This window comes from Streptomyces sp. YIM 98790, from assembly GCF_011421595.1.
Taxonomy (GTDB): Bacteria; Actinomycetota; Actinomycetes; order Streptomycetales; family Streptomycetaceae; genus Streptomyces.
Genome location: NZ_WTLH01000006.1, coordinates 21,487 through 33,860 on the forward strand (window position 1 = coordinate 21,487; position 12,374 = coordinate 33,860).

At 73.3% G+C, this 12,374-nt stretch carries 14 protein-coding genes and 1 tRNA gene; 3 read left to right on the forward strand and 12 right to left on the reverse strand.

Translation table 11 applies throughout. The features are described 5' to 3' along the window. Positions 1-9: 9 nt before the first annotated feature. Positions 10-447 (reverse strand): hypothetical protein, encoded by a 438-nt coding sequence (locus GQS09_RS02085; RefSeq protein ID WP_243761041.1) that lies wholly within the window; start codon positions 445-447, stop codon positions 10-12. Between the two features lie 87 nt (positions 448-534). Beyond that, positions 535-2,139 carry an SDR family oxidoreductase gene (locus GQS09_RS02090; RefSeq protein WP_165984222.1) on the reverse strand — a complete coding sequence of 535 codons (1,605 nt, stop codon included), beginning with the start codon at positions 2,137-2,139 and terminating at the stop codon, positions 535-537. A 130-nt stretch (positions 2,140-2,269) separates the two neighbouring features. Here GQS09_RS02090 and GQS09_RS02095 point away from each other — a divergent pair, with 130 nt between their 5' ends. Beyond that, positions 2,270-2,470 carry a hypothetical protein gene (locus tag GQS09_RS02095; protein ID WP_165984223.1) on the forward strand — a complete coding sequence of 67 codons (201 nt, stop codon included), beginning with the start codon at positions 2,270-2,272 and terminating at the stop codon, positions 2,468-2,470. Positions 2,471-2,747: 277 nt separating this feature from the next. On the opposite strand, the gene GQS09_RS02100 is transcribed toward GQS09_RS02095, so the two are convergent. From GQS09_RS02100 to GQS09_RS02130, 7 genes are all read right to left on the reverse strand, one after another. Next, positions 2,748-3,719 (reverse strand): RNA polymerase sigma factor SigF, encoded by a 972-nt coding sequence (locus GQS09_RS02100; protein WP_165984224.1) that lies wholly within the window; start codon positions 3,717-3,719, stop codon positions 2,748-2,750. A gap of 203 nt (positions 3,720-3,922) precedes the next feature. Next, a complete protein-coding gene (locus GQS09_RS02105; RefSeq protein WP_313895951.1) occupies positions 3,923-4,738 on the reverse strand; it encodes an RNA polymerase sigma factor SigF in 816 nt (271 codons plus the stop codon). A 257-nt stretch (positions 4,739-4,995) separates the two neighbouring features. Then, a complete protein-coding gene (locus GQS09_RS02110) occupies positions 4,996-5,160 on the reverse strand; it encodes a hypothetical protein (RefSeq protein WP_165984225.1) in 165 nt (54 codons plus the stop codon). Positions 5,161-5,482: 322 nt separating this feature from the next. Then, positions 5,483-5,569, reverse strand: a tRNA-Ser gene (locus GQS09_RS02115). A gap of 119 nt (positions 5,570-5,688) precedes the next feature. Further along, positions 5,689-6,237 carry a tRNA adenosine(34) deaminase TadA gene (tadA, locus tag GQS09_RS02120; protein WP_399552382.1) on the reverse strand — a complete coding sequence of 183 codons (549 nt, stop codon included), beginning with the start codon at positions 6,235-6,237 and terminating at the stop codon, positions 5,689-5,691. Positions 6,238-6,254: 17 nt separating this feature from the next. Further along, positions 6,255-6,782 carry a hypothetical protein gene (locus GQS09_RS02125; protein ID WP_165984226.1) on the reverse strand — a complete coding sequence of 176 codons (528 nt, stop codon included), beginning with the start codon at positions 6,780-6,782 and terminating at the stop codon, positions 6,255-6,257. Positions 6,783-6,972: 190 nt separating this feature from the next. Next, the gene (locus tag GQS09_RS02130; protein WP_165984227.1) at positions 6,973-7,161 is read right to left on the reverse strand and encodes a hypothetical protein; all 189 of its coding nucleotides are present in this window, start codon (positions 7,159-7,161) and stop codon (positions 6,973-6,975) included. A gap of 194 nt (positions 7,162-7,355) precedes the next feature. On the opposite strand from GQS09_RS02130, the gene upp reads away from it, so the two are divergent. Then, positions 7,356-7,988, forward strand: a complete 633-nt coding sequence (gene upp / locus GQS09_RS02135) for a uracil phosphoribosyltransferase (RefSeq protein WP_165984228.1) — start codon at positions 7,356-7,358, stop codon at positions 7,986-7,988. Between the two features lie 128 nt (positions 7,989-8,116). Here the strand turns inward: upp and GQS09_RS02140 are convergent, their stop codons facing one another. The 3 genes from GQS09_RS02140 to GQS09_RS02150 form a co-directional block, all read right to left on the reverse strand. Next, positions 8,117-8,827, reverse strand: a complete 711-nt coding sequence (locus GQS09_RS02140; protein ID WP_165984229.1) for a LytR C-terminal domain-containing protein — start codon at positions 8,825-8,827, stop codon at positions 8,117-8,119. Positions 8,828-9,012: 185 nt separating this feature from the next. Further along, entirely contained in the window at positions 9,013-9,309 is a 297-nt protein-coding gene (locus GQS09_RS02145; protein WP_165984230.1) for a type II toxin-antitoxin system VapB family antitoxin, read from the reverse strand. Between the two features lie 223 nt (positions 9,310-9,532). Continuing rightward, on the reverse strand, positions 9,533-11,122 hold the full coding sequence (locus GQS09_RS02150; RefSeq protein ID WP_207957366.1) for a M28 family metallopeptidase: 1,590 nt from the start codon (positions 11,120-11,122) through the stop codon (positions 9,533-9,535). A gap of 331 nt (positions 11,123-11,453) precedes the next feature. Here GQS09_RS02150 and GQS09_RS02155 point away from each other — a divergent pair, with 331 nt between their 5' ends. Then, positions 11,454-12,365: a DMT family transporter gene (locus GQS09_RS02155; RefSeq protein ID WP_207957367.1), complete on the forward strand. Its 912-nt coding sequence runs from the start codon at positions 11,454-11,456 to the stop codon at positions 12,363-12,365. Positions 12,366-12,374: the final 9 nt, after the last annotated feature.

Consider the following 12,374-nt stretch of genomic DNA (forward strand, 5'->3'; position numbering starts at 1 on the left):
GGGCCGTGGTCAGGCGGGGGTGCCGGGGATCAGACGGTGCAGGACCGGGCCGGCCAGGGGGAGGTCGGTCAGGCCGCCGCCCTCGGCCAGCGGGCCGGTGAGCAGGGTCGTGCTGACCGGCGGGAAGTCCGCGAGCTGGGTGCCTGCGGAGTTGTCCAGCGGATCGCTGCCGGTGCCCGCCATGGGGTTGAGCGGAAGCGTCTTGAGCGGGCCGAGGGAGTAGCCGATCGCGGTCAGCGGACCGGGCGGGGGAGCCCCGCCGCCGGTGTCGGCCTGGGCGGGGGCGGCGGCCGTGCCCAGGGCGGCGCCCAGGGCGGAGAGCGTGAGCGAGGTGCGCAGCAGCGCGGGGGAGCGGCGGCGTGCCGGACGGGCGGCGTGCCGGGCCCGCCCGGCGCGCCGGGCGGCGGGGGAACCGGAGGACGTGGTCCGGGAAGTGCTGCGGGGCATGGGCGGCCTGTCGGTTCGGGGGCATACGGTCCGAATGCGCAGAGTAGTGGAGTGGTTGCGCGGCGATCCGGTGCTTTGCGGGAACATTCACCCGGTCGGCGTACCGGCACCGGTGCCCCGCGGGGCCGCGGCGGCTCCGGCCGCGGTGGCGGCGATATTGCGGGCCATGCCGCCGAACACCAGGTGATGCCAGGGGGAGACGGCCCACCAGTAGAGGTGCCCGGCCAGCCCGTGCGGGTGGAACAGCGCGCGCTGCCGGTAGACGGTGCGGCCGTCCTCCGACCGGCCGGTGCCCATCTCCAGCCAGGCCAGGCCGGGCAGCCGCATCTCGGCCCGCAGCCGCAGCAGTCTCCCCGGGTCGACCTCCTCCACCCGCCAGAAGTCCAGCGAGTCCCCCACCCGCAGCCGGGCGGGGTCCCGCCGGCCGCGGCGCAGCCCCACCCCGCCGGAGAGCCGGTCCAGCCAGCCCCGGGCGGCCCAGGCGGCGGGCAGCGAGTACCAGCCGTTCTCCCCGCCGATGGACTCGATGATCCGCCACACCGCCTCCGGGGAAGCGTCCACCGTCCGCTCCCGGGTGTCGGAGTAGAGGCTGCCGCCGGCCCAGTCGGGGTCGGTGGGGAGCGGGTCGCTGGGCGCCCCGGGGGTGGCGGCCGACGACCAGCGGGTGGCCACCTCGCCGTCGCCGATCCGCTTGAGGGCCAGCCGCAGCGCCGCGTCGAAGCCGGTCGGGCCCTGCGGCGGGTCGGGGAGCCAGCGGGTGAGGTCGTGCTCCCGGCACACCACCTCGTGGCGCAGCGACTCGACCAGCGGGCGGGCCAGCGGGCCGGGCAGCGGGGTGACGATCCCGATCCAGAGGCTGGACAGCCGCGGGCTGAGCACGCCCACCGGCACGATCAGCCGCGGCGGCAGCCCGGCCACGGCGGCGTAGCGCCGCATCATGTCCTGGTAGGTGAGGACGTCGGGCCCGCCGATGTCGAAGGTCCGGCTGACGTCCGGCGGCAGGGTGGCGCAGCCGGCCAGGATGCGCAGCACATCCCGGACGGCGATCGGCTGCACCCGGGTGCGCACCCAGCGCGGGGTGACCATGACCGGGAGCCGTTCGGTCAGGTGGCGCAGCATTTCGAAGGAGGCCGAGCCGGAGCCGATCACCACGGCGGCGCGGAGCACGGCGGTGGGCACCCCGGACGCCAGCAGGATGCGCCCGACCTCGGCGCGGGAGCGCAGGTGCGGGGAGAGTTCCCGCTCCGGTACGCCCTCCGGGGTGAGTCCGCCGAGATAGACGATGCGGCCGGTTCCGGCGTCCCGGGCGGCGGCGCCGAACAGGCGTGCGGCCCGGCGGTCGGTCTCCTCGAAGTCCGGGCCGGAGCCGAGCGCGTGCACCAGGTAGTAGGCCACGTCCGTACCGTCCAGGGCGCGCCGCAGGGAGCCGTGGTCGGTGACGTCGCCGCGCACCACTTCCACCTGTGCCGACCAGGGGTGGTCGCGCAGCTTGGCCGGGGTGCGGGCCAGGCAGCGGACGGTGTGGCCGGCCGCCAGCAGTTCCGGGACGAGCCGTCCGCCGAGGTAACCGCTGGCACCGGTGACCAGAATCCGCAGTGGCTGTCCGGCGCCGGCACCCGGGGGCGGCGACGGCCGGGCGGCGGGCGACGGCGCCGGCGACGGCGCCGGCGGTGGCGGTGCGGGGGTGGGCATGAGGCCATGCTGGGCCGCCCCGGGGCGTCCTGCCACCCAGGGACCGTCCACGGTCCGCGGGGCGGGGGCCGGTCCGCCCGGACGGCCCCGGGGTGCCGGGAGGGAGCGGTGTTCGCTAAGGTCCGCAGGCATGGTGCAGAACCCCCACACTCCCCAGCGCCCGCAGGATGCCGATGCGGCGGGCAGCACGCAGATGTTCCGGGCATTCGTCGACGACCAGCCGGCACGTGACCGGGCCTCCGGCCGGTCAGGGATGCGCGCCGGGGTGGTCCTCGGCGTGATCCTGGGCGTCCTGGTGCTGGCCGCGGTCGGCTGGCTCGCGCTCGGCTGAGCGCGGGCGGCCGGGGCCGCACACCGTCACCGTGCGGGGCGCGCGCCCGCGGGGCGCCGCAGGGACGTCCTGGGTGTCCCAGGAACTCGGGCAGGTCACAGGAGATCGCAGGAAGGCCGCAGGCAGCAGCAGAAAACGGCAGGCAGCGGCCGGGAGCCGCGGGAAGCCGTCGCGGGGCGGTCGAGTGGAGCCCGGCCGGCCCGGCCGACGGGAATTCGCGGATGTTCACGGTCCGCGGAGCGCTCTGAGTCCCGGGCCGGGGCCCGGCCCGGGACCTTCACTCCTCGGCCGTCAGGCCCTCGCGCAGTTGCGCCAGCGTACGGGTGAGCAGCCGGGAGACGTGCATCTGGGAGATGCCGACCTCCTCGCCGATCTGGGACTGGGTCATGTTCCCGAAGAAGCGCAGCATGATGATGCGGCGCTCCCGGGCCGGCAGCCGGGCCAGCAAGGGCTTGAGGGACTCCCGGTACTCCACGCCCTCCAGGGCGCCGTCCTCGTAGCCCAGCCGGTCGGCGAGCGATCCCTCGCCGCCTTCCTCCTCGGGGGTCGGGGAATCCAGCGAGGAGGCCGTGTAGGCGTTCCCGACGGCCAGGCCGTCGACCACCTCGTCCTCGGACACGCCCAGGCAGGCCGCCAGTTCGGCGACGGTCGGCGAGCGGTCCAGCCGCTGGGAGAGTTCGTCGCTGGCCTTGGTCAGGGCCAGCCGCAGCTCCTGCAGGCGGCGCGGCACCCGCACCGACCACGAGGTGTCGCGGAAGAAGCGCTTGATCTCGCCGACCACGGTCGGCATGGCGAAGGTCGGGAACTCCACGCCGCGTTCGCAGTCGAACCGGTCGATGGCCTTGATCAGGCCGATGGTGCCGACCTGGACGATGTCCTCCATCGGCTCGTTCCGGCTGCGGAAGCGCGCCGCGGCGTAGCGGACGAGCGGGAGGTTCAGCTCGATGAGGGTGTCCCGGACGTAGGAGCGCTCCGGGCTGTCCGGGTCCAGCTCGGCCAGCCGCTGGAAGAGCGAGCGGGACAGGGTGCGGGTGTCGAGGCTGTCGGCGGATGTGCCGGAACTGGCAGCTCCGGCGACGCCGGCGGGGCTGGCGGGACGGTCATGACTGCTGTCGGAACGGTCAAAGTGAGCCGCGCCGGTCGATTCGTCGGCCGGGATGTCCGCGGGTGCCTGGGGTGCGGGGATCAGCGGCACCTGGGGCGTGTCGGGTGTGGTGAGCACCTTGGAGCTGTCCAGTTCGACGGACATGCCACCCCCTTGGGTTCGTGGATGGGTCGCAGCGGCGCTCTCCGAGCCGAGAAGTGCGTCGCCCTCTCGTGAATACCGGAGCTGACGCCGCGGCAAACGCGGTTCTAGCAGAATGTCACAGGTCGTCAACGCGATGTAGCGCCTTGTCGACAAAACGCGCGAGCTCAGCGGCTGGTTCCCGGGGATTGTGTCCTGCGCAGGAGTTAAGCGTCGATCGTATTTCCGGCGCGCAACCGGGCGAAGCTGCGCGTCAGCAGTCGCGAGACATGCATCTGGCTCAGCCCCAGTTCCAGACTGATCTGGCTCTGCGTCAGATTGCGGTAGTAACGGAGCAAAAGAATGCGCTGCTCGCGCTCGGGGAGCTGCACCAGCAGATGCCGCACCAGCGCCCGGTGCTCCACCCCGGTCAGTTCCGGGTCCTCGTAGCCCAGCCGGTCGACCAGCCCCGGGGTGGCGTCCTCGCGGTCCTGGACGGCCTCCAGCGAGGAGACCCGGTAGGCGCGGCCCGCCTCCAGGCCGGCCAGCACCTCCTCCTCCGGGATCTCCAGCCGCTCGGCGATCTCCGCCGTGGTCGGGGTGCGCCCCAGCGACAGGGTCAGGTCCTCGGTCGCGCCGTGCACCTGAATCCAGGTCTCGTGCAGCCGCCGCGGCACGTGCACGGCGCGCACGTTGTCCCGGAAGTAGCGGCGGATCTCCCCGATGATCGTGGGCATGGCGAAGGTGGGGAACTGCACCCCCCGCGAGGTGTCGAAGCGGTCGATGGCGTGGATCAGCCCGATGGTGCCCACCTGGACCACGTCCTCCAGGGGCTCGTTGCGGCTGCGGAAGCGCAGCGCCACATAGTGCACCAGCGGCAGATTCGCCTCGATCAGGGCGCCGCGCACCCGGCCGTGCTCGGCGGTACCCGGCTCCAGCGCGGTCAGCCGTTCGAAGAGGGCCTGGGTCAGGGCACGCGCCCGGGCGCCCCGGGTCCTGCGGTCGTGCTCACGGCTGTCGGCATGGCACTCGCTCTCCGCCACGCGCCTACCGCCCCTCCGCCACCTCGGTCCGGCGAACCGCCGCAAGTGGAAGCATCGAAATCGCCCGATGAAAGAATCAGGTGAATTGACCCGGAATACATGCAAAAGATTGCAGAGCGGTCATAGCATCACAAGACATGTCCAGCCGTGCAAGCACCGCCCCGGCCCGTGTTGTTCGGCCCCAAGCCGCTCCGCCCGGCCCGCACCGTCTCCCGGCGGCCCGTCCGGCCTGCGCGGACCGGGCCGCTGCCGATCGGCTACTGGACCAGCGCGGTCATGAAGTCGCCGACGCCCTTCGCCGCGTTGGAGACCCCCTGGAAACCGAGATGGACGATCTCGGCCGCCCGGTCCGGAGAGTTGATGATCGTGTACAGCACGAAAACGACCAGGATATAGAGCGTGATCTTCTTGGCCTGGGCCATCTTCGTGCGCCTCCCCCTCGATGCCTCGCGCTTCCGGCGGCTGCCGGGTGAGTCTAACGAGAAGCCAGGGATATTTGACTTCCGTCATACATTTCCGTCGGCGCACCGGGCCGTAGGTCCCGGCAATACGGGACGTTCGGGTCTTTCCTCGTCAAGCACGTCGCCGGATGCTGGAAGAGCGTCCGGGGCGGCGGGGATGTCCCCCCTGTACCCGCCCCCCGGACCGGTCTCCACCCGGGTCGACGGCGACCGATGACCGGTGGAGGGAACACGGACAGGGGCCGGACCCGCAAAAGGTCCGGCCCCTGTCCGTGTTCACCGGCGGTAGCGGAGGGATTTGAACCCTCGGTGGAGTTGCCCCCACACTCGCTTTCGAGGCGAGCTCCTTAGGCCGCTCGGACACGCTACCGGGAGAGAGCTTAGCCCACGTCCCGGCCGGGGCCGAAATCGGTATCCGCGCGGGGGGCTGCGGCGGGCGGCGCACGGCCCCCGTCGCCGGGCGAGGGGCAGGCCCGGGCGCGGCGGGGGTCAGGGGCGGCGGTGCGGGCCGAAGAAGTCGGTGAGCAGGCGGCCGCAGTCCGCGGCGAGCACGCCCGGGATCACCTCCGGCCGGTGGTTCAGCCGGCGGTCCCGGAGCACGTCCCACAGCGAGCCCGCCGCGCCCGCCTTGGGGTCCACCGCGCCGTAGACCACCCGGTCGACCCGGGAGAGCACCGCGGCGCCGGCGCACATGGTGCACGGTTCCAGGGTGACCACCAGGGTGCACCCGGACAGCCGCCACTCGCCGCGCGCCCGGGCGGCGGCGCGCAGCGCCAGCATCTCGGCATGGGCGGTCGGGTCCCCGGTGGCCTCGCGTTCGTTGCGGCCGGCCGCGAGGACCCGGCCGTCCGGGCCGCCGGGGCCGAGGAGCACCGCGCCCACCGGTACGTCACCCGTACCGGTGGCTGCGGCGGCCTCGGCCAGGGCGCGCCGCATGGCGGGCACCCACGGATCGCGCAGCGGGTCGGGCACCGGCCCGGCAGCCGGCTCGCGCGGGGATTCGTCGGCGGGGAGGGGCGGGGTGCCGGGCACCGGCAGCCGGTCTGCCGGTGCGGTCAACGGACGGCTTCCAGGACCTCGGCACAGCCCAGCGCGTCGGCGACCTCGCCGAGCGCGTTCTCCGGGGTGAGGGCCAGCACCGCGCCGGCCGAGATGCCGAAGTCCTCCATGAGTTCCGGGTCACCGACCGGGCCCGGCGGGACCGCCTCGGCGGCGTCCGGCTCGTCGTCGAGCCCGCCGGCGGTCTCCTCCTCCGTCACCTCCAGATCCGTGTACGCCTCCAGGTCCGGGGAGCTCTGCGGCTCCCGGCCCAGCAGTTCGTCACTGAGCAGGATCTCGCCGTACGCGCTGCGCATGGCCCGGGCCGCGTCCGAGACGAACACCCGGGGGTCGTCCTCACCGTCCACCCGGACGATGCCGAACCACACGCCTTCCTGCTCCATGCAGACGAGCACGGGCTCGTCGTCCACCGAGGCCGCGCGGGCCAGCTCGGCCAGCTCGTCCAGGCTCTCCACATCGTCGAGCTCAGTGTCACGCGCTTCCCAACCGTCTTCGGTCCGCGCGAGCAGTGCGGTGAAGTACACCTCGACTCTCCCCACTCGGTTCGGCAGTGCCTTCTCTGGTTGCCTTCTGGCATCGTGACAGAAAAGGCCAGTCCTGTCGGGTAACTCAAAGCTTCATTTCTGCGCCGGGCGCCCCCGCGGCCTGCGTGCGGAGATCTCCCGGCCGGGCACGCCCGCGGCGCGCCGTCACCAGGGTATTCAGGGGCGTTGCTCAGGATTGCCCAGGAGCCGTCCAGCGGAAAGTGCGCATCCGGTGGTGCTGCCGCAGCCGGGCGATCCGGGCCCGGCGCGGCTGCACCCGGTCGCGCAGCGCCTGGGCCTCCTGGAGCTCGCGGAGGAACTCGGCGCGGCGGCGCCGGCGGGCGGCATCCGGTTCCTCGGGATGGCCGGGACGCGGCATGCCCGTGAACCCTCCTTCCTCCCCGCGTCTCTTCTTCGCCTCCTGCACGCGGCTGCTTCACCAGCCTCTTCGTCTACTCTCGCCCCGCTGTGCGACCGCGTCCAGCGGTGTGCGCCGCCCGGCTGCCGCCCCTGGCACGGACGCACAGACCCGCACGCCGCCGGGGTGCCGGAGCTGTTCGCTACTGTCGGAGCATGCGCATCCATGTCGTCGACCACCCGCTGGTGGCGCACAAGCTGACCACGCTGCGCGATGAGCGCACCGACTCCCCCACCTTCCGGCGGCTGGCCGATGAACTGGTGACTCTGCTGGCCTACGAGGCCACCCGGGACGTCCGCACCGAGGTGGTGGACATCCGCACCCCGGTGGCGGGGACCACGGGGGTACGGCTGTCCCGGCCGCGCCCCATGGTGGTGCCGATCATCCGGGCCGGGCTGGGCATGCTGGACGGCATGGTCCGGCTGCTGCCCACCGCCGAGGTCGGCTTCCTGGGCATGATCCGGGACGAGTCCACCCTCCAGGCCTCGACCTACGCCAACCGGCTGCCGGAGGACCTCTCCGGGCGGCAGGTGTATGTGCTGGACCCGATGCTGGCCACCGGCGGCACGCTGGTGACCGCCATCCGCGAGCTGATGCGGCGCGGGGCGGACGACGTGACCGCGGTGTGTCTGCTGGCGGCGCCGGAGGGGGTGGAGGTGCTGGAGCGCGATCTGGCCGGCGCGCCGGTCACGGTGGTGACCGCGGCCGTCGACGAGCGGCTGAACGAGCACGGTTTCATCGTGCCGGGTCTCGGCGATGCCGGGGACCGGATGTACGGGGTGGTCTGAGCGCCCCGGGCCGGGGGCCGGCGCGGACGGGCTGCGGGGCGGCCCGGGGCGCTGCGGCCACGCCCCGGGGCGGTTCCGGGGCGCGTGTGCCGGCCGCGCCCGGATGGCACCGGCTGCCCCGGCGCGGGTCAGCAGCCGGTGGCGGCCTTCTCGGCCTCGGCGGCCAGCGCGGTGATCACGGCATCGGCCTGGGCCGGCGGGGCCAGTTCCTCGAAGGCGTTCCCGAGCACGAGGTCCACTGCCAAGGGGCCGTCCCCGGCGGCCGGCTCCCCGGCGGCCGGCTCCCCGGTGGCCGAGGGCGGCACCAGCGGCTCGCCCACTCTGGTCTCCGGCTCGGCCAGATGGGCGCCGAGCACGGCCAGCACGCCCTTGTCCTCCGCCTGCGCCGAGCCCACCAGCAGCCCGGCGGCCCGCACCTTGCCGTCCAGGTCGGCGGGGGCGTTGTCCACCACGCCGATGACGAAGCCCCGCTCGGCCAGGGCGTCGGCGGTGGACTGGGCCAGGCCGGAGCGGGTGGTGGCGTTGTAGACGTTCACCGTGATGGTCTCCGGCTCGGGCGGCGCGGCCGGCTTGGCATCGTCCTGTCCGGCCGGGCAGCTCGTGTTCCCGGGGCTGCCGTTGCCGTCGCGCTCTCCGGCCTCGGCCGGCTTCCCGGAGTCGCCGAAGCCGAGGATGCCGGTGAGCTGGAGCGTGCCGAAGCCCAGGCCGGCGAGCACCACCAGCGTGCCGAACACGGCCAGCACCTTCCGGCCGCGCCGCTTGGGCTGGACCATCCGCGGATAGCGGTTGCCCGTGATGCGGTACTTCCCGCCCATGCCCGGCGGGGTCAGCATGCTCATGGGCGCAGCGTAGTGGCGTACCGCGGTCCCGCCTACGAGATGATCAGCTGAAAGTGGGAGATGCAGCCCAAACGGGGCAGAGACTTGATCGTTCCGTGCTCTGGGCGGCCGGCCGGGCCGTTCCGGGGCCTGCGGGAACGTGGCGGTGGCCGCGGGTGATGCGGGAACGTGCGGAAGCTGCGGGGTCAGTCGAGTTCGAGGACGCGGGCGTGCAGTACCTGTCGCTGCTGGAGCGCGGCACGCACCGCCCGGTGCAGCCCGTCCTCCAGGTACAGGTCACCCCGCCACTTCACGACATGGGCGAAGAGATCGCCGTAGAAGGTGGAATCCTCGGCGAGCAGGGTTTCCAGGTCGAGCTGCCCCTTGGTGGTCACGAGCTGGTCCAGGCGCACAGGCCGCGGTGCGACGTCTGCCCACTGCCGGGACGTCTCCCGGCCATGGTCAGGGTACGGCCGCCCATTTCCGATGCGCTTGAAGATCACAGTGAGAGCCTACCGGTCGGGTGCCTTCTCCCGCAGCCTTGCGCCGAGGACGCGATCTTCGCATCCGGGGGCATGCGGGGATCAAGCGGACGGACTGATCGGGAGCTCTCCGGCGGGGCGGCCGGTATCGCGACCTGACGCGCCGGCGGCGTGCGCCGGGTGCGCGGAGCGTACGCCCCACGCACCCGGCGAGCGGTCACCCGGCGATGGTCAGGGACCGGGGTCAGGCGGCGTCGGCGTGGCCGTGGCCGTCGTGGAGGCCGCCCTGGGCGGCGGTCTCCGGATCGGCCGGTCCGGCGGCCGGCACCTCCTGGCCCAGCGAGTCGGTGCTCCAGGCGTAGATCCCCACCAGGTACGCGATCACGTCGACATTGGTCTCGAACGCGGCCATGTTGATGTTGTCGATGTCATCGCACTCGGCGTGGTAGCAGACGTCGTAGGCCACTCCGGCCTCGCCGCCCCACAGTTCGACCTGGGCCTCGGTCTTGAGACCCTCGGCGCCGGTGAAGGTGCCGCCGGAGGGGATGCCCACCTCGATGAACGGTCCGTAGTCGCTGCGTCCGCTGAACGCGGTCGGACGCGGGTGCTTGCCCTTGCCGTCCAGGAAGGTGTTGATGGCGTACTCGATCTGGGCCGATCCCTCCGGGCCGGGGTCGGACTGGCCCTCGGAGCCGTCGCCGTCGTAGACGAAGATGCCGTAGTTGGGCGAGGCGATCATGTCGAAGTTGAGGTAGAGGGCGATGGCCTCGCGCTCCTCCTCGGTCAGCTCGGACACGTAGTGCTCGGCGCCGAGCAGGCCGAACTCCTCGGCCGACCAGAGCGCGAAGCGCACCTTGTTGGGCGCCTTGCCGTGCCGGTCGGCCTTGGCGAGCTGGAGGGCGGTCTCCAGCACGCCGCCGGAGCCGGAGGCGTTGTCGTTGATCCCCGGGCCCTCCGGCACGGAGTCCAGGTGGGCGCCGACCATCACCACGTTGTCCGGGTCACCGCCGGGGGTCTCGGCGATGACGTTGGGGGTGGTGCGGGTCTCGCGGAGTTCGCGCAGCTCCAGCGCCACCGTGACCTCGCCCTCGGCCAGGCCGGCGGCGAGCGCCTCGCCCTCCTCCTGGGTGATGCCACCGGTGGGCAGCGCGGTCTCCTCCGGGCCGCCCAGGGTGCCGTTGAGCGGGCCCTCGGTGTTGTTGTAGACGATGGCGGCCACCGCGCCGGCCGCGGCGGCGTTCTGCTGCTTGAGGGCGAAGGTGCAGCCGCCGCGCTTGATCAGTGCGATGCGGCCGGTGAAGTCGCCGTCCGCGAAGTCCTCGGGCTCGCAGCCGTTGGTGTCGTCCTCGTCGACGGGGGTGGCGGCCAGTTGGCCCTCGATGCCGCCGACCGGGGTGCTGGCGGTGTAGGACATGGCGATGATCTCGATGTCCCGTTCGGCCGGGGTGAGCTGTCGCAGGGACTCGGCGAGGGTCTCGCGGTACTCGAAGTCGAAGTACTGGTAGGTGACGTCGTAGCCGGCGGCCTCCAGCAGCCGGCCGGCGTACTCGGCGGAGGCATCGTGACCGGGCGCGCCGGCGGCGCGGTTGCCGCCGTGCTCGTCGGCCATCGCCTGCCATGCGTACAGGTGGCGCATGGTGTTCTCGGCGCTGGTGCGCTTCACCAGCTTCCGGGCCAGCTGCCGCCCCTTGTCCTTGTCCTTCTTGTGGTGGGCGGCGGATGCGGCGGTGGTGGTGACGGTGCCGGTGTCGGCATGGGCGGCGGTGGAGGTCACCAGAGCGGGGGTGGCCACGGCGAGCACGGCGATCGCCGCCAGCGCACCGCGGGACCTCATCGGCGGTCGTGTCACACGGATTCCCACAGGGGCAGGTCCTTCCGAGGAATACGGCGGGGACAGTTGAACGACACATCGCGTCCGGGTTGCGGACGCAGTGGAGGGGAAAGTACCGGCATCCGGTCATCTGGGGAACGTGTGGGACACGTGTCATTGATGATTAGCCTGATTAATGCGAAGAATAAGCCGGTTGGGTTCACTTCATGCCCGCCCGCAACTGGTCCTCCCGATCCGCCGCCAAGTGGTCTGCCCGGCGGGACGCCGCACGGCTCTACTGGGCCCGGAAGCGGGCGGCGGTGCCGTCGCCCCGGGGTACGGAAGGGAACCGGAAGTGGCCGAACAGCCGGTGCGGCAGGGGGCGGTGTACGGGGTCGGGGCAATGGCACTGGCCGGGAGTTCGGCGGCGGTGCTGGCCGGGATCGCGGAGTATCCGGCGCTGGGCGGCCAGGCGCTGCGCTACGCCGGGGCGGCGGCCGTGCTGCTGCTCCTGCTGCGGCTGCGGCGCATCGGGCATCTGCGGCCCACCGGAAGGGAACTGGCCCGGCTCACGGTGGTGGCCGCCACCGGCCTGGCGGGGTTCAACGTCTGCTACGTGCAGGCGGTGCGCCATGCCGATCCGGCCAGCGTGGGGGCGGTGATCGGCGGGCTGCCGGTGGTGCTGGCGGTGCTGGACCCGCTGCTGCGGCGGCGGGCGCCGCGGCCCCGTCTGGTGGCGGCCGCCCTGGTGGTCTCGGGCGGTGTGGCGCTGACCCAGGGGCTGGGCGGCGGCAGCCCGGCCGGACTGGCCTGGGCGCTGGGCGCACTCGCCGGTGAGGTGGCGTTCTCCCTGGCGGCCCTGCCGCTGCTGCCGCGCTACGGGCCGCTGCGGGTGTCGGCGTACGCCTCGGTGCTGTCGGTGCCGCTGCTGCTGGGCGCGGCGCTGGCGTTCGACGGGCGCGGCGCGCTGCCGATGCCGACGGCGGGTCAGTTCGCCTCCTTCGTCTATCTGTCGGTGGCGGTGACGGCCCTGGCGTTCGTCCTCTGGTACGCGGCGGTGGCCCGGCTGGGCGCGGACCGCGCGGGGCTGTGCGCGGGGGTGGCACCGGCGAGTGCGGTGGCCGCGGCCTGGCTGCTGGGCACGGGGGCGCCCACCGCGGCGGATCTGGCGGGTGCCGCTCTGGTCGGTCTGGGCGTGACCGCCGGGCTGGCCGGTCCCCGGAGCCGCGGGCGCACCGGCACGGCACCGGTCCCCGCGAGGGGCTGAGCGCCGGCC

Coding starts and splice junctions, on each gene's coding strand:
- GQS09_RS02085 (WP_243761041.1), bottom strand. CDS start 447: ATGCCCCGCAGCACTTCCCGGACCACGTCCTCCGGTTCCCCCGCCGCC.
- GQS09_RS02090 (WP_165984222.1), bottom strand. CDS start 2,139: ATGCCCACCCCCGCACCGCCACCGCCGGCGCCGTCGCCGGCGCCGTCG.
- GQS09_RS02095 (WP_165984223.1), top strand. CDS start 2,270: ATGGTGCAGAACCCCCACACTCCCCAGCGCCCGCAGGATGCCGATGCG.
- GQS09_RS02100 (WP_165984224.1), bottom strand. CDS start 3,719: ATGTCCGTCGAACTGGACAGCTCCAAGGTGCTCACCACACCCGACACG.
- GQS09_RS02110 (WP_165984225.1), bottom strand. CDS start 5,160: ATGGCCCAGGCCAAGAAGATCACGCTCTATATCCTGGTCGTTTTCGTG.
- GQS09_RS02130 (WP_165984227.1), bottom strand. CDS start 7,161: ATGCCGCGTCCCGGCCATCCCGAGGAACCGGATGCCGCCCGCCGGCGC.
- upp (WP_165984228.1), top strand. CDS start 7,356: ATGCGCATCCATGTCGTCGACCACCCGCTGGTGGCGCACAAGCTGACC.
- GQS09_RS02140 (WP_165984229.1), bottom strand. CDS start 8,827: ATGAGCATGCTGACCCCGCCGGGCATGGGCGGGAAGTACCGCATCACG.
- GQS09_RS02150 (WP_207957366.1), bottom strand. CDS start 11,122: ATGAGGTCCCGCGGTGCGCTGGCGGCGATCGCCGTGCTCGCCGTGGCC.